Genomic DNA, 20,907 nt, shown 5'->3' on the forward strand with positions numbered 1-20,907 from the left:
GGTTTTTTGTAAATTTGTTGAACAATCTATAGAACCATAAAAATATCACTATTTAAGCTTTTAAAAAAATCGTATCTCACGAAAAGAATATTTCACAAATAATGAATCCTTCGCCAGTCACCCAATTCCAGCTATATGGATGATTTTCAGCAATATTTAGAGCAGCTTTTATCGCAAACACCGCTGCAGATGGGTAACATCATCGAAACGATTATAATTATCCTGGTTCTCATTGTGATTCGTTTCGTAATTGTTCGAATTGTATACCGGCAGGCAGAGGATACATCCACACGGTATCGCTGGCGTAAAAACGTTACATACACAATTGTATTCATCGGTTTTTTGCTGATTGGCAGAACCTGGATTGAAGCAATCGGTTCACTTGCAACGTTTCTGGGGCTGCTATCAGCCGGTTTAGCAATCGCATTGCGCGATCCTGTTACCGACATGGCCGGGTGGGCTTTTCTGATGTGGCGAAAACCGTTCAATGTCGGAGACCGTATTCAGATCGGGGAAAATAAAGGAGACGTTGTGGATATCCGTTTTTTTAAATTCACGATCCTCGAGATTGGAAACTGGGTACACGCCGATCAAAGTACCGGCCGGTTGATTCACATTCCGAACCACCTGGTGCTTCGGGACCCGATCGCCAATTACACCAGTGACTTTGAATTTATCTGGAACGAGATCGAGGTGATCTTCACCTTTGAGACCAACTGGCGAAAAGCGAAATCAATCATTGAAAAAATTACAAACGATCATCTGAAGGATTACGTGAACGACGCAGAACAGCAAATTCGCCGGGCAACGAAATCATATCTCATCCACTATCGTAACCTCACTCCCATTGTGTATACGGATGTGGTGGATGACGGAATCAAAATGACGATACGCCACCTTAGTAATCCAAGAAGCCGGCGCGGTATTAATCAGATGATCTGGGAAGACGTTCTGGATGCAGTAGCAAATGAAAATGATATTGATTTTGCGTATAAAACGGTGCGAATATATCAAAATCAGATCGAGGGTAAAGAGAAGCTGAAACCGGCAAAAGACGATTTAGAGCATTCATCAGAACAATCTATTTCGGGATCGGCTGAATAAGAGCAGGATCGTTTTTAGATTCGTCTTTCACCTCTTTTGTTACCCTGTGAACGGTGAGTTCGGTTATAATAAATTGTGCCGACACCTCATCAACAATCTCTTCCAGGTCCACGCCCTGCAGCCACTTTTTCCCAAGGGATCGTTTCATAATCATAGGCATTGCCTCGCTGATGGGCTTTATGAGCGTGTTCGATTCGGTCATTAACATTTCTGTATACGGTTCTTCATCACCCTTAAAAATGTGGGCGGCTGCATAGAGCAGCGTATTATCTATCTTTCGCACAAAAAATGGATGATCTTTCTTTTTCTCATCCTTCCAGATATAAAATCCACTCAAAGGTATCAGCGCTCTTTCATTTGCATCTGACTCAAGCTTTTTCAGCTCATCCAGATCTGTAATGCCGGGTGGCGCACTGCTCTTTTCCATGCTTTTCCCCCAGCGAACTCTTTTAATCACAAACTCATCTTCGCCAGATTTTGCAGTAATAACCGGGATATGATATCCCCGAGACAGATTGTAATGCGGATCGAATATTACCTCTCCTGAAGGTTCCAGGTTAAAGTGTTCCATCAGGATTTCCCCATCCGCAAAAAAAGCAATTCGGTTTGACATAAGTGTATCGGGCATTTATAGTTTTGTTCGAAGTATCTCTATATATACATTTATAAACAGTTCTCTTCAAGAAGCGTTCACATTCTCCATTGCAGAAAAATCTTATCCATTCAAAAGTGTACCAAGGCTGTTTTAATACCGTTACTAAATCGGTATGTATATATGCTACAGTTTATATATTTTACGTGAGTCTTGTTACTGTTCAACGAATGTGTTTCATTTATTTAAGGCGCCCGGATTATACCGGAATTTAAAACGCTTTCTTTTATGTTAACAGTAGTTTTTTGAACTGTTATTCATTGAACAGATCGGGCACACTTTTTTAGATATGCTTGTTCTTTGTTAATTGAAATATTGATTATTAAACGAAAGAGGTACAAAGTTGTCGTTTCATCAATTTCGACTAAGTTCTGATATTTTGAAGGGGTTAAAAGATGTTCAAATTGAAAGCCCCTCATTGTTGCAAAAGAAAATTTTTAATGAAGTTGAGACAGGAACTGATTTAGTTATCAATACCACCTCCGAAGATAAACCGGAGCTGGGATATTTACTGTCACTGTTAAATTCAATTTCAAAATCGGACCGGCGCCAGGGCACACGCGCTATCATTTTAGCTTCGGATGCCAAAAGGGCGAAGGAACTGGATGAGTGGGTATGGGCCATCGGCTATCATGCGGGTATTGAAAGTGCCTGCCTGGCGGGTGAAGGCGATACTAAAGAAGATCTGGCAAGTCTCTCTGCCGGCCCGGTTATCGTCATCTCCACGCCAAAACGGCTCGCGGATATTCTGGAGACCGGCCGTATGGTATTCCGTGAGGTAGAGAAGCTGATTGTGGATCAGGCTGATCAGATTGAGGATTGGGACCCGGTTGAGATTATCTCCAAAAGAATTATCAACAGTAAGTGCCAGAAAATTCTGGCCGCCGCAAAAGACAGCCAGGCACTTCGCGATGCCGAAGAAAATCTGCTTACCGATCCTAAGCTAATGACTCCATCTGAAAAGGCAGAGGCTAAAAAAGGGAATTTAACACAAGATGTGATCAAGAAAGATCTTACGCAGTACTACATCAATGTCCCACCTCGTTCAAAAATCTCGATCTTAATGGCTCATCTTGATGAGAATAAAAAAGATACGGTTGTGATTTTTGCTGCCTCCCGCCGAACTGCAGACAGACTCTACAAAATATTGAGGAAAAGCGGCCGCAGGGCTGTCAGCGTGCATGATAAGGTTGATGAGAATACATTTAAACAGCGCTTTGGAATGTTTACGGACGGAAATGTTCAGCACCTGATTGTAGGAGAACTTTCCGCCAATGACATCGATCTGGAACACGCCACAAAAGTAATCAATTACGATGTTCCTGAAGATGTTAATGAATATAAGCTCCGGGCTGAGCTGGTAGGTGATGGGAAAGCCACCAAAATCTTATCGCTTGTTTCCAAGCAAGACCGTGGGGATATAAAAGAAATTTGCAATTCTCTTGGTTATGCACCGAAAGAGCTACCCGTACCCAATGAGATAAAAGAGCAGCGCAGTAGTTCAAAAAACAACGGGCAATCGGGCAAAGAGAAAACGAAATCGCGAAGTAAAAGCAACCGGGGATCAAAGAAAGACAAATCGAAGAGCAAACAGAAAAAAGCGCCCCGCAGAAATAAAAAAAGTGAACCTGAAGGCCTGCCACGCCCTACATTCGATCAACTCAGCGGCGGCCGCAAAGGAAAGCAAAAAGAAGAAAAAAGCGGTGTGATTGGTTTCTTCAAAAAACTTTTTTCCTGAACCATTCTTTGAACGTGAGTTCGATTCTTAAAAACACCAGATTTCACAAATTACGAACCGGTCGATTTTTGATTGAACAGTCACCTGAAAAAATTCCGGGATGGTTACTTTAATGGATGAGGCGAATGAAGATTAACAGCGTAACCTATGCTCGATTGTTAAATTGGATGTGTAAAAGTACTGTTTCTCAGGGAGATGCAGTTCCGAATACATGAGAATATCTATAAAACGAACTGAGCAGTGAAGTATTAAAGCGAAGTGATCTAAAACGGATTTTCAGTGGTCAAAAAACGTTTTATACTGTCGGGATATTTGGAATTACTCTCTGAACCGGATATAAATTTGGTAACGGTATTTACTAATACTTGTATTGAAAATAGATAAGCGGCCCGACAAACGGGAAAAGCAGAAATACGAATACCCACCAAAGTTCAAATTTATCTCCCTTTTTGATCTCCATAAAAAGATCAATTGTGGCCCATATAGAGAGCACACATATGATAAGTAGTAAAAGACTGATTGCTGACATCGATTTGATTCCTTCTAAATAAATTGTAAAAGTCCTTGATTTCTCTACGCAAAATCCGGCCTTATCGGGTAAGATCCGAGTTAGAGTCTTCTTAATTTTGATGTACGCGTTATTCTGGCAGGTCACGTCCGAAAAGCATCCCGCTAAAACGGGTTCGTATCTCCTCGCCTGAGTCTCTGAAGTAGAGAAATGGAAGATGCGTATCGGTATTGGTAGTATCAGTTTCAACGCCCCAGAGTGGAATCAGTGAAGTGGGGAGCATAGAATAGCGGGCATCGCCAATCACATCCGGTTTATCCGGGTGACGTATGAGGTAGGCTTCAGATAGTCGTTCAAAACGCTGGAGGTCTGAATAGAGAGTTCTACCTTGAAATTCACTGAACTCATCTTCAATAAATACAAGCGGTTCACCCTCTCCGGGGAAAACGGTGATACCGGAAAAATATCCTGTTCGGACACCATCCGTAAAAACGGAATCTCCGGAAATGTAGGTTGTGCGCCATAAGACCTGGTTTCCTATGGTGGGTTTCACAACGGAGCGCTCAATGAAGTGACCGCGTTCAGCCGCAGTCTGAGTCATTGCGCCTTCCGCACGGTTGTTCTGCATCCAACCCACAGCCAGAATGATTGCCATCCAGGCCCAGGCTACATATATCAGCCATTTTTTGTTCAGCCCGATAGCAAGGGCGGTGAAAAGAATCAATCCGGCAGAAAAAACCGGGTCAACTACAGAGACAAGATTCCATGCAAAACGCGTATCCACAAACGGCCAGAAGAGTTCAGTTCCGTAGCTGGTAATCACATCCATAAACCAGTGCGTTGCATACCCCGCCAGGGAGTAGAGATAGAGATCCCGGAAAGTGAGGTGCCTTCGCAATACCCACCAAAAAAGGGCGGCTGCAATCAGGGCCCCTACAGGAATAAAAACCAGTGCATGGGTAAACTGGCGATGCACCTCCAGGTTGAAAAGAGGATCTGAGGGTAGATGGATAAAGGTCTCCACGTCGGCAATCAGCGCGGCCCCGGCCCCGGCAACTACAGCCGGTTTTCTGTTTTTTTCGCTCGAAACTGAGTAGGCCGCCATTGCGCCGACTACTCCGTGTGTTAACGGGTCCATCTGTTAGGAATGATCTGTTATTTTAGATTTTTATTTAAAGCTGGTATGAAAGCCACAACGTCTTTTGGCAGACATTGATCTGTCCTCAAAAACAAACTACCCTCAAATCCGCCGGATTTCAAAAGGAAGTTCGAGCTGTTCACCAAACGATCCGCCCTCGTGTAAATTGAGCGAAGAAACAGAAATGCCCAGAAGACGCACTTCACGCTCGCCGGCTTCCGTTTCGTCAAGCAGACGAATTGCCGTTTGTGATATTTCACTGGCACTGCTGACAAACTGAGGATATGTGTAACTGCGGGTAACCGTTTCAAAATTTTTATATCGCACTTTCAGTGTTACGGTTTTGCCGGCTGCGTTGAGTTTGCCCATCGAATTTGAAATCTTTTCAGAAAGTTCAGTCAAAAATGTGCGAATCCAGTTGAGGTCAGAAACATCCTCGGAGAATGTACGCTCTTTTCCGATCGATTTACGGGTTCGGTGGGATTTAACTTTCCGGTTGTCGATTGCACGTGCAATCCGGTAGTAGTGGTGACCCGATTTGCCAAATTGCTTCACCAGGTCAACTTCCTCCCACTTTTTCAGATCGGCTCCGGTACGGATACCCAGCGATTCCATTTTCTGCTTAGTGGCTTTGCCAACGCCGTAAAACTCACCAATTGCAAGATTTTCGATAAAGGCTTCGGCTTCATCAGGGTGAATTACACTGAGGCCGTCAGGTTTATCCAGATCTGATGCGATTTTTGCGAGGAATTTATTGAATGAAACACCTGCTGATGCAACCAGGCCGGTCTGCTCATAAATCTCTTTTTTGATGGCCCGGGCGATCAGTGTACCGGATGGAATTCCTTTCAGATTTTCAGTGACATCCAGGTATGCTTCATCAAGCGAAAGAGGCTCCACAAGTTCGGTGTAGCGGTAAAAAATCTCACGGATTTGGTGCGATATCTCCCGGTAGACTTCAAACCGGGGCTTTACGAAAATGGCGGACGGACACTGTTTGACGGCCCTTGATGCCGGCATGGCCGAGTGAATTCCATACTTTCTTGCTTCATAACTGGCAGCAGCCACCACACCGCGCCCTTGCGGCGAACCTCCCACCACTACCGGTTTTCCGCGATATTCCGGATGATCGCGCTGCTCTACAGAAGCGTAAAACGCATCCATGTCTATATGGATAATTTTTCTGGGGTCTGTTTGAATCACTTCAGAAATTTTTTGGCGCGGGGAAGCAATAAAAAATCATTTTTTGTACCTTTAGCCACAATGTAAGAATCTTGTAAAGACAAAATTGAATTATCGATGGAAGAATTGAATGGTGTAACGATTTACTGGTTAATTTCAATCGGGCTGTTGGTTGGGTTCATTATTGATCTTCTGATGATGAAAAAAGGGATTGGCATGATCGGCAATGTAGTTTGGGGTGCGATTGGTTCGATAATTGTGGGTGTTTCCATGATTCTTCTGGGTGTTTTTGCACCGCTCATTTACGCTACTCTCGGGTCCATTGCATTCCTGTTTTTAATCAATGTGTTCAGTTTTGATCAGGAGCACAAAAATTCTGCCCAGACAAGTCAATAATATATCCAACGTTTAAGTGTAGGGCCGCGCTATTCAACGATCAGAAAAGAAACTTCCGCCGCTATCCGGTAATGTGCTTTGGCTGATTCCATCTGATCCGGCCAGGCAGTTGTACCGGAATGCGATTGACCATTTTTCTGCTCTGTACGGTACTCCCGAATTTACTCCTCACCTCACGTTTGGCTCCCTGCCTGAAATCTCCTCAGAAAAACTGGAGTCAATTCTCAAAAAGTATTCTTCTCAAATCAACAGTCTTGAACTTGAAGCGGATTTCCTGCGATGCAGCAGCAATCCGTTTCGCAACCTGGTACATCAGCTTACTGTAAGTGACCGATATCGTGAGTTGGCAGAAGGATTAGTATCAGAAATCCCGGATTTTAGGCCTAAAAGAGAGCTGCATATTAGTTTAAAGTACGGTTATGATCATTGTGCAGAACTGGATCGGGTGTTTGGGGAATCAAATCTTCAGCTACCGGATAAAATCAGATTTTCTGCTATTGAAATGATCAGCCTTGGCAGTACTGTCGAAGATTGGAAGGTCCTCTTTCGCAAAACGATATAGAGATCAGGCGTGTTTCATTTGGTAGTGTCGGTCAGATTCACGAACCTTACACACAACCGTTAAATCACTTAATAAAATATAGAGCTATGGAAGGGTATAAATTTTTTGAACAGGTCAATAGTGCATTTGATCAGGCAGCTTCTTACACAGATTTTGATAAAGGGCTGCTATCACAGATGAAAATTTGCAATGACGTGCTGCATATTACCTTTCCTCTTGAGAAAGATGACGGAAAAATTGAGGTGATTGAAGCCTGGCGGGTAGAACACAGTCATCACAAGCTGCCAACAAAAGGCGGAATTCGATATAGTATGACGGTAAACGAAGATGAAACGATGGCGCTTGCCGCACTGATGACCTATAAATGCGCAGTGGTAGACGTGCCGTTTGGCGGTGCTAAAGGCGGAATCAAGATAGACAAATCAAGATATTCAGAATCGGAGCTTGAGCGCATTACGAGAAGGTATACGTATGAGTTGATGAAAAAAAACTTCATCGGGCCGGGAATTGATGTGCCGGCACCGGATTACGGAACCGGTGCCCAGGAAATGGGATGGATCCTGGATACATTTCGTCAAATGAGCACCGATATCAATGCAGAAGGGTGTGTAACAGGAAAACCTGTGGAGATGGGCGGAATCCGCGGACGTACAGAAGCTACCGGGCGTGGCGTTTATTTTGGAATTAAAGAAGCGTGTGACAATAAAGAGGATATGAAAAATCTTGGCCTCGAACCCGGTCTCGAAGGCAAAACATTTGTGGTACAGGGACTCGGAAACGTTGGCTATCACGCCGCAAAATATATGGCAGAAGCAGGCGCAAAAATGGTTGGCGTTGCTGAAATTGGCGGTTCAATCTATAGCGAAAAGGGTATCGACCTGGATAAGCTGATGGAATACAGAAAAGAGAAAGGGCTTATCGCCGGGTTTGAAGGAACGGAAACGCTTGAGGATAACAGTTCAGTTCTTAAAAGTGAGTGCGATATTCTGATTCCGGCAGCTCTCGAAAACCAGCTGAACGAAAAAAATGCGGACAAGATACAGGCAAAAATTATTGGTGAGGCGGCAAACGGTCCCACAACGGCAAAAGCTCATCAGATCATAAAAGACCGTGGTGCCCTGATTATTCCCGATAATTATCTGAATGCGGGTGGTGTAACAGTTTCTTACTTCGAGTGGCTGAAAAACATTCAGCACATGCGGTTTGGGAGAATGGGTAAACGTTTTGAAGAGAACAGCTACAAAAAAATACTATCGGTCATCGAAACCATATCAGACAGAAAATTTACGGATAAAGAACTTGGATTTTTAGCCCAGGGTGGCGGTGAATCAGAACTTGTGGATTCCGGCCTCGAGGAGACGATGATTAATGCGTATAATCAAATCAATGAAATTCGGAAAAAACATGGGGTTGATTTGAGGACGGCGGCATTTATCAGCGCCATTAATAAAGTAGGTATTATCTACGGCCGAATGGGAATTTTCCCGTGATAGGCAGGCATATAAAAAGACCTCTGCAGTCTTTCAAAACTGCAGAGGTACTATGTTTAAAAAGCATGATATTAACCAAAACATCATACAAAACGGTACGTGCCCACTTCAGGATTGTTTCAAAACTGTTAGCAAATTTTCTGTTACATCAGATGAGTTGAAACAAACTCAATCAAGAATGGATTTCACGCCTCATCTTTTACAGCTATAAATTTTTAATACCGCACAACCATGTGGTGCAGATGGTTGGAGTATTTTGAAAATTAGATAAAATCAAACTACACCAGCGACACCTTGAACAAGTGATCCTGGATAATGTGAGTGGCTTTTTATTTAATAATCAAATGATACTGATGGCTCCCCATGCGAATGAAATTGTAGTCGGTTTTGTGCGTACTGTAGCGCCTCTTCCACTGATTACAAACGATACGGAATCGATGCATGTACTGCAGAAAGAGAGATTTGAGTTAGAGCCTTCAAACCATGTTTCATCATCCAGCAGTAACCGTATAAGTATCGATGGGTTTAATAGCAGCGATCGGCTTGTTGAGCAGATCGCTGAAAATTCTCCCGATGTGTTAATCACGGAGTCTAACCTCAGCAGCCAGGATGACATAAATCTTCTTAAAAGATTGAGAACCTGCAGCAAATCCTTGAAAATATTGCTGATCGTGAAACGGTACAAAAGTAGTATTATAGAGAAAGGCAGAGAACTTGGAGTCAATGGCTATCTGCACTGCAGCTATAATGAAGCTGCTTTTAAAAAAGCAATTCACAGCCTCAATAATGGGATATTTTATGTTTGCCCAAAACTCAGGTCGCAGTTTCAACTGAATTGTAAAAACCCATTTGATAATCTTACAAAGCGGGAGAAAGAGGTGGTGAAATTATCTGTTGCCGGAATATCTGCCAGTGAAATCGGTGAAGAACTTTCGGTGAGCATGAATACCATAAAATCACACCGCAGACGTATTTATTTAAAACTTGGATTAAAAAATTTAAAAGAGCTTCTTACCTTAGCCGATTTCGCTGGAAACCCTTAGTGCAATCAGCCGATTGTTGATTGTACACTCAACACAAAACTAAATTTAAATAGAAGTAGTTTTTATCCTGTCGAATCGAAACTGTTTTATTCGTAATAGTCTGCAGAACAAGGATATCGAAGTGTTCGTAAAGAAGAGAGGGTAACACAGACATGGGGCGTTTCCTGGCGGGCAAAGTCGCCTGAGCCCGATATAGCCTTGATTATCGTGTCTGAATTGGTGCCGGGTAGTGTTAAAAAAATATAGGCCTTCAAATAAATTTTTCAAATGGTATGAACCCAAAATCAACCAAAATGCGTATGGATTCCGATAAAAAGCATGAATTTGAGTATTACTTTAAGAACCCAAAATTAACAGACGATGAAAATGATGATGATAAAGAAGAACCTCGGGATGTTGATATTCGGCATCCTGACCAGTAAGGTTGTTCGGGGCAAAATTTGATCTACCTGAAATCGAACGTGAATCTTCGGCCTTAATGAGTACATTTGAAGGATCAGTTAATCATTCAGAAAGTGATGATGACCCCATTGATGTTAATGTGAAACACCCTATTGAAGAAGGCTAATCAGTAAACGGGTTTTTTAGATTTACTGAATTGGTTACATTCGGGAATGCTACGAATTTTTATTGCACTATTATTGGCTTCAATTCCGCATCAGGTTTTCGGTCAGGGTGTGCCCCTGATGACTCATTTCAGCCCTGAGGAGTATGATGCACATCGTCAGAACTGGGCTGCTGCGCAAGGGCATGATGGCAAAATGTATATTGGAAATTCAGCCGGAATTTTAATTTATGACGGTTCCAATTGGCAGCATCTGAGTGTTAGCACTGGAAACATTGTGCGAACTCTTAAAGTGGCCTCCGATTCATTAATTTACTATGGGGGGCAAAATGAATTTGGAGTTGTTCAGCACGATTCACTCAACAACCCAATTGTGAGGAGTTTGCGGAACACCCTGGTTGCAGACACCCTGGAACTTGGTCCGGTTTCAAGTATAAAGGAACATGACAATGCGATCTATTTTCAGTCAAGTAACCATATCTTTATATATACTGAAAACCGTATCGATGTGATTGAGGCCGAGACCTCTTTTACACCTATGGTTACACTTGATAATGAGCTGCATGTCCACCAGCGTGGCATCGGAATAATGAGAGTGGATGGAGCTACTCTGTCAGCAATACCGGGAGGTGAACAGTTTAGTGGTAGTGAAGTATACGGAGGGGTGTCATTTGATGATAAAAATCTGATCTTTACAAGAGATTTTGGGATTACCGTTTATGAAAATGGAAATTTTGAAGATGCTGACAATGAATGGATCAGTCAGATTTCAGACCAACTGGTTTGGAGGGTAGCAAAAATAGATAGTGCTACATTTGCTATAGGAACGCTGTTAGGGGGAGTGTTTATTGCGGATAAGGATCTGAATCTGCTGAATGTTGTAAACGAACAGAAAGGGTTGCAGACCAATCTCGTCTATAACCTCTTTACCGATCACGAAAATAATATCTGGGCAGCACTCGATAATGGAATAAGCATTATTCATTATGGCCAGCCACTATCAACCTATGGTGAAAGGTCGAATTTATACGGCGGAGTAACAGGCCTCGAGAAAATCGGCAGCCGTATCTATGCCGGAACAACCGAGGGGCTGTTTGTGATGGATACTGAAGTGGAAGATGAGTTTCGACGGGTGGATAATGTCAGCCGGGTAGTGGGTATGGGCCGTATAGCGGATGAGATACTTTTATCAGAAAGTAACCGGACAATCCGGGTGTTTGATGAGCATACCGAAATTGTGAGTGATCAAAACTTTCACAATGTGTACTATCAGCCGGGACAGGATTCGGTTTATACAACAAATGGCAGTGGAATCTACAGATCACCTGTGAAATTTCCAGAGAGTACCGAATACCTTTTTGATGCAGGTTCAAGAATTGCAGAACTGCTTCTGTATCAAAATGAGATTTGGGTTCTGACGGATACAGAAGTACGAACATTCAGTAAACAAGGTGAGACTTTACATATATTTTCACTTGAGCATGATAGCGGGGTAACAAGATTTTTGAAAAATATTGGAGGCAGGATTGTAGCCGGAACAGATTGGGGGATGTATATTTATGATGAAAATGAGGGTTCTTTTATAAGACAGAGGCGTCATGATGGTTCGGGGTTTGGCCAGACTTATATGATGTCAGAGTGCCAGGAGCAGGATCTCTGGCTTCGGGCACGCGGAAAAATGATGAAGGCATCCCTGAATGATGACCCTTGGGAATTTACGGATACACCCTATCAGCTGATTGGCAGTAAAGCTAACGACACTATTTATAAAATTATTTGTGATGATGATAATACCTGGTTTGGCGGAGCATACGGACTATACTACATGCCAGGGAGGGATTGGAATTATCAGACCGAATTCAATACAAGCATCACTCGGTTCTACGTAAACAGAGACTCATTGATATATGGTGGTTTTGGAACACCTGAGGAGTCTATAGTTCTGCCGTATGATGATAATCAGCTGCGATTTACATTTGCGGGTGCAAGTTATATCAAACCGGGGGATACAGAATACAGCGTGATGCTTGACGGGTTTGATAACGACTGGGGGAACTGGACAACCGAAGATTTTAAAGATTATACAAATATTCGCGAAGGCTCATATACACTGCGGGTGCGAAGCAGAAATATCTATGGGATTGAAGGGAATGAAGCCTCATTCGCGTTTTCCATTCTCCCGCCATGGTACAGAACCTATTGGGCTTATTTTCTATATCTTATGGCCATCGGAGCGGTATTATTTACAGCTCACCACATTCGTGTACGCCAGATTTTGAAAATTCAGAACATCAGAAATCGGATCGCCGATGATCTCCACGATGAGGTAAGTGCTACTCTCAGTAGTATCAGTTATTTTGCAAAAGCCGTTGAAAGACAGCCGGCTGAAAAACGAGGGCGCTTCGTTTCACTGATTTCTGAAAGCGCGGATGATGCCAAGGATAAAATCACAGATATCATCTGGGCGATAAACCCCAAACACGATGACTGGCAAGGCTTGATGGCGAAGTGCCGGCGGTTTGCTTCAGACCTGCTGGAGAGTAAGGAGATCCGGCATCATATCGATATAACGGAAGAGTTGGTCGGCAAACCCGATGTTGAGGTGAGGCAGCATTTTTGGCTGATTTTTAAAGAAATTATCACAAACTCGACTCGTCATTCAGAAGCTACACAGGTCAATATTTCGATCAAAAAGACCGGGAAAAAAATTCTTTTGATCGTGCAGGATAATGGCAAGGGGTTTAATACGAACCTTGTCGAAAAAGGCAATGGTTTGCATACTGTATTTCAGCGCGCAGAAAAAATCGGTGCAAAGGCCGAGTTGAAAACTGAAGAAGAATTTGGTGTGCGCTGGTCTGTTCATGTTGATCTTTAACCACATGTGCATGTGGTGAGTAAGGGTTCAGAATGCCTTACATTTCATGGAGGGTAAAGAATGAGTCCGGAATAAAAAAAACGATCAACCTATTGTATCTAATAGCAAATCCCCGGGCTAAAGCTGCAAAATTTTAGAAAAAAATTGAATGAGTAAGGAACTGATTAAAGTATCGATCATTGAAGATAACGCCTATATGCGAGAGGGCTGGGAGACATTTATCGATTTCGAAAAAGATATGTGTGTTGTGGGATCGTTCGACTCGTGTGAAAAAGCATTCGAAGACAGTGAATTTCAAAAATCAGACCTGGTGTTACTGGATATTAACCTGCCCGGTATGGATGGAATTGAAGGTCTTGATCATATCAGGAAAAAAGATCCCGAAAAAATTGTAATCATGGTTACCGTACATGATGATGACGATCACATTTTTGCAGCACTGAAAGCAGGGGCGGTCGGGTATCTCATGAAAAAAGTAACTCCTGATGAACTTGTGGATGCAGTTCGGGATGCGTACAAGGGCGGATCACCTATCACACCCAATATTGCCCGTAAAGTAATTCAGACTTTTCATAGGTCGGAAAAACTTGAAGAAGAACTGAGTGACCGTGAACGCGAAATATTAACCGAACTCGCAAGAGGATTATCGTACGCTGCTATCGGTAAAAAAATATTTCTGTCGGTTGATGGAATCCGTCACCACATCCGGAATATCTACCGGAAACTTGAAGTGAACTCAAAGTCAGAAGCTGTTGCAAAAGGGTTGAAAAACAGACTGATAGATCTTTAAACCTGAGTTTGATGCACAGAGTAATACTCAGGTAGTTTCATTGAAAAAAGATTATTTAATCGTCGTATTTGTTTTTTGAGAGTCAAACCCAACCCGGGTCAATATACGATACATATCTGACTGACCCATTCTCCCCTTGAATAGTTCACCACTTACACGAAAGCAGAGAATCAATGAACAATATTTATGCCTACGCATATATACCTATGATTTTTTAAATACCACATGTTTATGCGGTGACAAACTCTCAGTAATTCCTGATATTATTGTGAGAGCTAATTAGATGTTTTAGGATTAGAGATGCCTAAAATGTGATAAGAGAGGAAAAGTGCTCCTGCTGTTAATCGGCAGGGGCACTTTTTGCTTATGAAAGATATTCGTAAAAATACTTAGATGCGGGTATTGCAAATTTCAGAATAATGAATAAAATTATAGGAAAGACTTAGTTTATTTTACTCAGGAATATTTGAATAGAGTTTAGGATTGTGTGGTGTATTAAATTTCGTTTGGTTCTGATGACTATTGAAGGACTGATCACCTTTTACACCACGCAGTCTCATGATCAAATCGAGAGGCAGAAAAACAGGTGTTCCGGCAGGCGCGGTGATGGTCGGCCGGGGCCCCTGTTTTTATTTTTAAAATGAACGAATCTTACCTTTAAGTAAGAAGCTACCGTCTTCAACTTGTTAAAAGCCAAAGTCTACTAAAGCGAAATAAAAAAGCCTGTAGTGATTGTTGCAGGCTTCGCAGAATAAAGTGCAGTCAGAACCTGAGCATTCGATTTAAAAAATAGCAAAAAGAAGTCCGATAAGGACGTCATCTCGCATTCCGAAGCCTCGGGGCGTGACCTACTATCCTTACCAAAAGTCAGGAGATGCCACACCGGGGCGGGGCATAACATAACTGTTGACAAGTATCCTTAACTGACGACCTTATTGAACTGCTATTGGTGAAATCTGACAAATTTAAAAATCGTACTCACGTTTAAAACTATTCTTCCCTCTGCATCGTCTTATCTGCAGAACATATAACTGCATTACGGATCCACGCCGATTATCCTTAATTACATAAATGGACGACGTTCTACTAATTAAAAAAGTACAGCAGGGTGATACCCGGGCTTTTTCCGAACTGGTGAACCGGTGGCACGAACGTATACATCGTTTTGCGTATCGATTTTTTTCGGATGAAGATGAGGCAAATGAGATCGCCCAAAAAACGTTCATAAAAATGTATCAAAATGTGAACGATATCGACAATCCGGAGAAATTCGGGTCGTGGATGTACCGGGTGGCCAATAATCTCTGTCTCGATGAACTGAAACGGGCCGGACGAAGAAAAGCCACTCCACTTGAAGCCTGGGTTGAGCAGAGTGGCGGTCTTGAATCGGATACAATTTCACCGGCTGCTGAACTGGATCGCAAAGAACTTGGGGATATCCTTCAGCAGGCGCTGATGCTGCTGCCGGATGAGCAGCGAACCGTCATTATCCTGAAAGAGTATGAAGGTCTGAAATTCAGGGAAATCGCCGAAATTTTGGAAGAACCCGAAAGTACCGTCAAATCGAGGCTCTATTACGGGCTTAGATCAACGCGTAAAATTTTACTGAAATGGAATATTCAACATCACTTTTTGAACAATGACTGAACAGGAAGCAAAACTAAAGCTAATGGACTATCTCTACGATGAGATGGACGAAGGCGAACGTATAGAGTTTGAAGAGGCGCTGATGATTAACCCGGAGCTTCAAAAAGAGCTCGATAGCCTTCGGTCTACCCGCAGTCTGCTCCAGACCGAATCAAAAGAGATACCGCACCGGGAGATGCTTCTGCTGAAAATTCCCGATGCCGGGACGGATTCAGCAAAAGAGTCGCATCAAACTCACAAAACAGGAGCCAAAAACTCAAATCGGCTTAGTTACACCATATTAGCTGCGGCCGCTGCACTACTCCTTACCACACTTCTTGTAACGTGGAGTAACCTGCACATTACTCGCACTGATACGGGAATGGAAATCACCTTTGGTCAGACTTCGGTTCAGGCTCCCGCTGATCGATCCGACTCCATTTCAGAAGAAGAAATCATCACGCTCATCACTCAGTTACAGCAGGAAAATGCCCTTCTGTTTTCTGAACTGTTGAACGAATCACGGCTTGAACAGCAGCAACAGCTCGAAAATGTGGTTACCGATCTCGCAACGTATTACGAAGAACAGCGCAGGCAGGATCTGATGCTGATTAGCGAAACACTGCTTCAGATGGAAGAAGAAACGTACTTCCGCCTGATGCAAACCGATGAAACCATTGAGGACCTGATATTTGCCCTCACATACCCCGCCAATCCATAAATTCAAAAGAATATGAAACGCCTTAATATAATTTTAGCTGTATTGTTTATTACTGTGCTGCCATTGCACGCATCGGCCCAAACCGGTATCGATAACGACCGGATGGACCGCGATCTGAGAATCATGGAAAATGTGCTTTCCGAACTATTTCAGGTTGACACCGGAGACGAGAATATCCGGATTCGGATTGCCGGAACTCAATTCAACAGAAGTTCCCGGGGGGTCGATGTATCGGGAACATACTATCCCGACTATGGCGTAGTATTTTCAATATCCAACCAGGCGCTGCGAATGCTTTCTGTCCGGTCAGACAACAATGATATCGATCTTGTTTTTCGATATGGAGCGGGAGGTGAAAACGGGTCCACCGAAATTACAGAAGAAAATGTAAGAGCCCGAATTTTGGAGTTTTTCAAGGAGTATGCACCAAATATCGGGCAGTTGCAGGATAACGACCGGGTAATGGTTGCAATTGGCCAGGCCCCAGCCAATCGTCCCAGAACTCCGGGTATTATGATTCAGACCAGCCGACCCGCCACCGACCCGATGATACCTGAAATGATAATCTGGACAGATGCCGTCTCACTGAAACAATACCGATCAGGAAGCCTGAGCAGCACTCAATTTGAAGATCTGCTGCAGACGGGAAGTATAAAAAGCAGATCTGAATTGAGAGATTTCACCATTTTTGCTTCTGTCATCAAAACTTCCCTTGAACATCCGGATTTAAAAAACATGGTCGTTCGGCGTGATCCGTCATTCCATTATCTGCCGGGAATGGGCGTGCATTTTAATGCTGAAATACGCACACACGGACTGGGCTCACCACAGGACAGGGATCAGATCTGGGGCCGGCTCGACTCGCTGTCCGGTAATTTTGAAATGCTGGCTGAGCAGCTGGAAGAGTCTCTTGCACCTCTGGTGGCGCGGCTTGACAGCAACTACAACTCCGTCCGATGGGACTTTGACAGGGATAGCCTTGCCGCTCTTTGGCGAGGTGACAGCCTGAACGTACGTATTCGGGAACTGCGTGACCAGGCGATGGACCATCATCGATCCCATAACCGGCAGAACAGACCGCGTATTAGTGCTATTGAAATTGATTTTAATGAAGAAGGTTCGGAAGAAGAGATTCAGGAGCAGATTGAAATCGTGCATCGTGAGATAACTGCCGCAATCAAAGATTACGCCTCCACACTACGTAACCTTCCGGATGATGAACTTCTGATTGTAACCCTTTACTGGAACAGCAGACACCCTGCAACCCCCTATCAATCGGAAATCCGAATCCGTAAATCAGACCTCCTGAATGGCAGTGAACCCGAAGTGGTGATCACCTCAAGATCGTAACTCCTACACATACAACACCTCAAATATGTAACCTAAAGCTGCACGGCCTGATCGCCGCTGCAGCTTTTTTATTTTGCCCATTTTGCAAAAATTTCTGTTCATGCAGTCTCAATCCTTTACCTTCATTAAAATCCAGTCACACCAACACTCTTCATGAAACATCTCCTCATACCGGTTTTCGTTCTTTTTGTTTTAGGTACTGCGTGCAGTTCTGACCCTCAGCCTGAATCAACCGCAAGCTTCACATTTGACTCCGTTTCAGCCGAACAGGCAGGCTTGCACCCTGACTCACTCCACAGAGTAACTGAGTTTCTTCGGGATGGTGTGGATACCGGAAAAATTCCAGGTTCTGTTTTGACCATCGTAACGGACGGGGCAATCGTTTACAGCGAAGCCGAAGGCATGGCCGACATTGAGGCTGAAATTCAAATGGATCAGCATCATATTTTCAGGATGGCATCCATGACCAAGCCGGTAACTTCTGTAGCTGTGCTTATGCTTGCCGAAGAGGGTAAATTGAGTGTGAATGATCCCGTTTCGAAATTTATTCCAGAGTTTTCAGAACCTGCCATTCTCGAATCGGTCGATTTGACGGATACAACCTGGAGTTCCAGGCCTGCGGAAAATGAAATTACCCTTCATCATCTGCTCACGCATACGTCCGGGGTTGCCTATGGTTTTATTGATGAAGAGCTTGGACCCATTTATCAAAAAGCTGATGTACCCGACGGAACCGTCATGGATGGCCGAACCCTCGAACAGACAATGAGCCGGCTGGGGGATCTTCCCCTGAAGCATGAGCCCGGCTCAGCGTGGACATACGGCCTCAGCACTGATATTCTGGGCCGGGTTGTGGAAGTCGCTTCAGAAATGCCGCTGGACCAATTTTTTCAAGAGAAGATTTTTGAACCGCTTGGCATGCACGATACCGGCTTTAACATTCAGCCTGAAGAACGGGAACGTATCGTGGCACTTTACCGAAACACCCGGCCAAATGAGCTCCAAAAAATTCCCCGGTTATCTGTTCAGAGTTCTGATACCCTGTCAACGGATACCGGGCAGATGCCGCACGTGGGGTATTTTTCCGGCGGATCCGGCTTGTTTGGAACTGCTGAAGATTACCAGCGATTTCTGCAGACCATCCTGAATGACGGGCAGCTGGGGGATGTCCGGCTTTTTAGTGAAGAGACCGCCCGTTACCTGAAAGAACATCAAATTAATGACCTTCGTCTTGGAAAAGACGGATTCAGTTACGCTTTCCAGGTAACGCTGCAGGATGGAGATTTAAAGAATAACCGTCGGCCCGGCAGGCTTCAGTGGGGCGGACTATTCCAGACCCATTTCTGGCTCGATCCAGCCCGAAATACCACCGTGGTACTCATGACGCAGGTGTACCCTTCCATGCACCAGCAGGAACTGTATGATGAAGTGGAGCTAAGGGTAAACCGCTCATTCACAGAATAACGTGCACTATTTTCAAGCCGGATTTTTTTAGATATGCTGACCGAAGTATGGGAGCGCTTGCAATACTGAACCCGTAGCGATATACTTATTTTAAGTGTGTTATATACACTCAGATCATATTTTTATGAAAGTTCGTTTATCACTTCATTTTCCTGCATCCGTTCAAATGTCACAACCATATAACCAATCAGCCTTAATCCTAATCCTGTTACTTTTCACATTCGCGTTGATTTCCGGTTGTGATCCCACCTCCTCCGACGAACCTGAACAGGAACCAGATGATCAGAATCAGCAATATGATCCGGGTGTTCCAGATGATTATTCCGATATTTCACATATCGACAATTTCTCGAGCTGGGGGCATTACAACGTTCACGACCCATCCATGATCAAATATGATGACTACTACTATATTTTTTCTACCGATGTGTTTTTTGGCGGCGGCGGAGTTGATGAAGATGATCCGCGGAGAGACCCTAAAATTCCGATTCGTAAATCTGATGACCTGGTAGACTGGCAGCCGATTGGCCATGTATTTGACGAAATGCCGGGTGATGTCATCGATTTTATGCGGGAGATTCAGCCAGATTATCGTCCGCTTGCCGTTTGGGCACCGTTCATCAAACAGGTTGGCGATGAGTTCCGGCTCTACTACTCCGTGCCCGCCAATAATGATTTGCAAACTGCTTATCTCGGGCTGGCTACAAGTCCGCATCCCGAAGGTCCGTGGGAGAATCAAGGGCTTGTTTTGGCAACGTATGACGGGGATGAACACAACGGAATTGATCCCGCGCTGATGATCGATCGTGCAACCGGCAGGCACTGGCTTTTCCACGGCTCCTGGCAGGCTGGAATTTTTGTTGTTGAAGTGGACCCTGAAACCGGGTTCCGTCTCGATGAGCAGGATAAAGGGGAAATCGTCGCCACGCGTCCGCTCTCCAACGGAAGTGCCGCAATGGAGGGCGCTGAAGTCCTTTATCGTCCGGAAAATGACATGTATTATATGTTCGTAACCTACGACTGGCTGATGGAGCCGTATAACGTTAGGGTGGGCCGTGCTGAACAACCGCAGGGTCCCTACCTCGATATGTTTGGGAAAAACCTGGCGGATCACACCAACAACTACCCGAAAATTACGGCTCAATACCGGTTTTCCGGTCACTACGGCTGGAAAGGAGTTGGCCACACCGGCCTGCTGAACGACGATGGCGACTATTATCTTGCGAGTAACGGAAGGCTTGGCGGACCGTCTCCAAATGAACACCTGATGCTGCTGCACCTGCGCCGAATATTCTGGACAGATGATGGCTGGCCAATTCTCTCACCACAGCGATACGCCGGTGTGCCGCAGATCGACCTTCAGAGTGAAGATGTGCACGGCCGGTGGGAATACATTTCATTGAATGAAACATTTTCAAAAAACGACCCGCTCTTTATCACCCTTTCATCTGACGGAACTGTAAATAACAATTCGAACAGCACATGGAATTTTGATGGAACTGATCTGATCCTGAATCTCGAAGGGAGGGAATCGTTTACCGCGAAAGTAATTCGTGGATGGGATTGGGAAAATGACCGGGTGACACTTCTGTTTTCCGGCTTGAGTTCGGACGGGATCGGGCAATGGGGTAAGAAATCTGACTAAATACCCTTTGTCGGATTACTGAAACTGATTCATGAAATGTTCATTGAAAGCGCCTATC

Annotated in this window: 18 protein-coding genes; 14 read left to right on the top strand and 4 right to left on the bottom strand. The window is 44.1% G+C overall.

Annotated features, from left to right (window positions below; translation table 11 throughout):
- Positions 1 to 135: 135 nt before the first annotated feature.
- Positions 136 to 1,104: a mechanosensitive ion channel family protein gene (locus tag DYD21_RS02715; protein WP_116031908.1), complete on the top strand. Its 969-nt coding sequence runs from the start codon at positions 136 to 138 to the stop codon at positions 1,102 to 1,104.
- On the opposite strand, the gene DYD21_RS02720 is transcribed toward DYD21_RS02715, so the two are convergent.
- A complete protein-coding gene (locus DYD21_RS02720; RefSeq protein WP_116031912.1) occupies positions 1,082 to 1,732 on the bottom strand; it encodes an SOS response-associated peptidase family protein in 651 nt (216 codons plus the stop codon). The genes DYD21_RS02715 and DYD21_RS02720 overlap by 23 nt on opposite strands.
- 445 nt (positions 1,733 to 2,177) lie before the next feature.
- Here DYD21_RS02720 and DYD21_RS02725 point away from each other — a divergent pair, with 445 nt between their 5' ends.
- The gene (locus DYD21_RS02725; protein ID WP_158551387.1) at positions 2,178 to 3,494 is read left to right on the top strand and encodes a DEAD/DEAH box helicase; all 1,317 of its coding nucleotides are present in this window, start codon (positions 2,178 to 2,180) and stop codon (positions 3,492 to 3,494) included.
- Between the two features lie 358 nt (positions 3,495 to 3,852).
- Here DYD21_RS02725 and DYD21_RS21435 read toward each other — a convergent pair whose 3' ends face one another.
- From DYD21_RS21435 to dinB, 3 genes are all read right to left on the bottom strand, one after another.
- Positions 3,853 to 4,023 (bottom strand): PLDc N-terminal domain-containing protein, encoded by a 171-nt coding sequence (locus tag DYD21_RS21435; RefSeq protein ID WP_116031919.1) that lies wholly within the window; start codon positions 4,021 to 4,023, stop codon positions 3,853 to 3,855.
- 109 nt (positions 4,024 to 4,132) lie between these two features.
- Positions 4,133 to 5,140: a metal-dependent hydrolase gene (locus tag DYD21_RS02735; RefSeq protein ID WP_116031922.1), complete on the bottom strand. Its 1,008-nt coding sequence runs from the start codon at positions 5,138 to 5,140 to the stop codon at positions 4,133 to 4,135.
- Between the two features lie 102 nt (positions 5,141 to 5,242).
- A complete protein-coding gene (dinB, locus tag DYD21_RS02740; protein WP_116031925.1) occupies positions 5,243 to 6,304 on the bottom strand; it encodes a DNA polymerase IV in 1,062 nt (353 codons plus the stop codon).
- A gap of 135 nt (positions 6,305 to 6,439) precedes the next feature.
- Between dinB and DYD21_RS02745 the strand changes: the two genes are divergently transcribed.
- From DYD21_RS02745 to DYD21_RS02795, 12 genes are all read left to right on the top strand, one after another.
- Positions 6,440 to 6,718, top strand: a complete 279-nt coding sequence (locus DYD21_RS02745; RefSeq protein WP_116031929.1) for a GlsB/YeaQ/YmgE family stress response membrane protein — start codon at positions 6,440 to 6,442, stop codon at positions 6,716 to 6,718.
- A 73-nt stretch (positions 6,719 to 6,791) separates the two neighbouring features.
- A complete protein-coding gene (locus tag DYD21_RS02750) occupies positions 6,792 to 7,280 on the top strand; it encodes a hypothetical protein (protein ID WP_158551388.1) in 489 nt (162 codons plus the stop codon).
- Positions 7,281 to 7,366: 86 nt separating this feature from the next.
- Positions 7,367 to 8,770 (top strand): Glu/Leu/Phe/Val dehydrogenase, encoded by a 1,404-nt coding sequence (locus DYD21_RS02755; RefSeq protein WP_116031937.1) that lies wholly within the window; start codon positions 7,367 to 7,369, stop codon positions 8,768 to 8,770.
- A 353-nt stretch (positions 8,771 to 9,123) separates the two neighbouring features.
- The gene (locus DYD21_RS02760) at positions 9,124 to 9,813 is read left to right on the top strand and encodes a response regulator transcription factor (protein WP_158551389.1); all 690 of its coding nucleotides are present in this window, start codon (positions 9,124 to 9,126) and stop codon (positions 9,811 to 9,813) included.
- 272 nt (positions 9,814 to 10,085) lie between these two features.
- Complete coding sequence (locus DYD21_RS20955; RefSeq protein ID WP_158551390.1) at positions 10,086 to 10,235, top strand: hypothetical protein; 150 nt, start codon at positions 10,086 to 10,088, stop codon at positions 10,233 to 10,235.
- Positions 10,236 to 10,427: 192 nt separating this feature from the next.
- The gene (locus tag DYD21_RS02765; protein ID WP_116031944.1) at positions 10,428 to 13,253 is read left to right on the top strand and encodes a triple tyrosine motif-containing protein; all 2,826 of its coding nucleotides are present in this window, start codon (positions 10,428 to 10,430) and stop codon (positions 13,251 to 13,253) included.
- A gap of 148 nt (positions 13,254 to 13,401) precedes the next feature.
- A complete protein-coding gene (locus DYD21_RS02770; RefSeq protein ID WP_116031948.1) occupies positions 13,402 to 14,043 on the top strand; it encodes a response regulator transcription factor in 642 nt (213 codons plus the stop codon).
- A gap of 1,071 nt (positions 14,044 to 15,114) precedes the next feature.
- The gene (locus DYD21_RS02775) at positions 15,115 to 15,690 is read left to right on the top strand and encodes an RNA polymerase sigma factor (RefSeq protein ID WP_116031952.1); all 576 of its coding nucleotides are present in this window, start codon (positions 15,115 to 15,117) and stop codon (positions 15,688 to 15,690) included.
- Entirely contained in the window at positions 15,683 to 16,390 is a 708-nt protein-coding gene (locus tag DYD21_RS02780; RefSeq protein ID WP_116031955.1) for an anti-sigma factor, read from the top strand. Before DYD21_RS02775 ends, DYD21_RS02780 begins: the two co-directional genes overlap by 8 nt.
- 12 nt (positions 16,391 to 16,402) lie before the next feature.
- Positions 16,403 to 17,740 (top strand): hypothetical protein, encoded by a 1,338-nt coding sequence (locus tag DYD21_RS02785; protein WP_116031959.1) that lies wholly within the window; start codon positions 16,403 to 16,405, stop codon positions 17,738 to 17,740.
- Positions 17,741 to 17,893: 153 nt separating this feature from the next.
- Positions 17,894 to 19,204: a serine hydrolase gene (locus DYD21_RS02790; protein ID WP_116031962.1), complete on the top strand. Its 1,311-nt coding sequence runs from the start codon at positions 17,894 to 17,896 to the stop codon at positions 19,202 to 19,204.
- A 124-nt stretch (positions 19,205 to 19,328) separates the two neighbouring features.
- The gene (locus DYD21_RS02795) at positions 19,329 to 20,849 is read left to right on the top strand and encodes an arabinan endo-1,5-alpha-L-arabinosidase (RefSeq protein WP_116031965.1); all 1,521 of its coding nucleotides are present in this window, start codon (positions 19,329 to 19,331) and stop codon (positions 20,847 to 20,849) included.
- Positions 20,850 to 20,907: the final 58 nt, after the last annotated feature.

Source organism: Rhodohalobacter sp. SW132 (genome assembly GCF_003390325.1).
In the GTDB taxonomy this organism is placed as follows: Bacteria; Bacteroidota; Rhodothermia; order Balneolales; family Balneolaceae; genus SW132.

What these genes read in the sequence shown, in the direction of transcription:
- DYD21_RS02715 (WP_116031908.1), top strand. Translation starts at nt 136, where the DNA reads ATGGATGATTTTCAGCAATATTTAGAGCAGCTTTTATCGCAAACACCG.
- DYD21_RS02720 (WP_116031912.1), bottom strand. Translation starts at nt 1,732, where the DNA reads ATGCCCGATACACTTATGTCAAACCGAATTGCTTTTTTTGCGGATGGG.
- DYD21_RS21435 (WP_116031919.1), bottom strand. Translation starts at nt 4,023, where the DNA reads ATGTCAGCAATCAGTCTTTTACTACTTATCATATGTGTGCTCTCTATA.
- DYD21_RS02735 (WP_116031922.1), bottom strand. Translation starts at nt 5,140, where the DNA reads ATGGACCCGTTAACACACGGAGTAGTCGGCGCAATGGCGGCCTACTCA.
- dinB (WP_116031925.1), bottom strand. Translation starts at nt 6,304, where the DNA reads ATGGATGCGTTTTACGCTTCTGTAGAGCAGCGCGATCATCCGGAATAT.
- DYD21_RS02745 (WP_116031929.1), top strand. Translation starts at nt 6,440, where the DNA reads ATGGAAGAATTGAATGGTGTAACGATTTACTGGTTAATTTCAATCGGG.
- DYD21_RS02755 (WP_116031937.1), top strand. Translation starts at nt 7,367, where the DNA reads ATGGAAGGGTATAAATTTTTTGAACAGGTCAATAGTGCATTTGATCAG.
- DYD21_RS02760 (WP_158551389.1), top strand. Translation starts at nt 9,124, where the DNA reads ATGGCTCCCCATGCGAATGAAATTGTAGTCGGTTTTGTGCGTACTGTA.
- DYD21_RS20955 (WP_158551390.1), top strand. Translation starts at nt 10,086, where the DNA reads ATGAACCCAAAATCAACCAAAATGCGTATGGATTCCGATAAAAAGCAT.
- DYD21_RS02765 (WP_116031944.1), top strand. Translation starts at nt 10,428, where the DNA reads ATGCTACGAATTTTTATTGCACTATTATTGGCTTCAATTCCGCATCAG.
- DYD21_RS02770 (WP_116031948.1), top strand. Translation starts at nt 13,402, where the DNA reads ATGAGTAAGGAACTGATTAAAGTATCGATCATTGAAGATAACGCCTAT.
- DYD21_RS02775 (WP_116031952.1), top strand. Translation starts at nt 15,115, where the DNA reads ATGGACGACGTTCTACTAATTAAAAAAGTACAGCAGGGTGATACCCGG.
- DYD21_RS02780 (WP_116031955.1), top strand. Translation starts at nt 15,683, where the DNA reads ATGACTGAACAGGAAGCAAAACTAAAGCTAATGGACTATCTCTACGAT.
- DYD21_RS02785 (WP_116031959.1), top strand. Translation starts at nt 16,403, where the DNA reads ATGAAACGCCTTAATATAATTTTAGCTGTATTGTTTATTACTGTGCTG.
- DYD21_RS02790 (WP_116031962.1), top strand. Translation starts at nt 17,894, where the DNA reads ATGAAACATCTCCTCATACCGGTTTTCGTTCTTTTTGTTTTAGGTACT.
- DYD21_RS02795 (WP_116031965.1), top strand. Translation starts at nt 19,329, where the DNA reads ATGAAAGTTCGTTTATCACTTCATTTTCCTGCATCCGTTCAAATGTCA.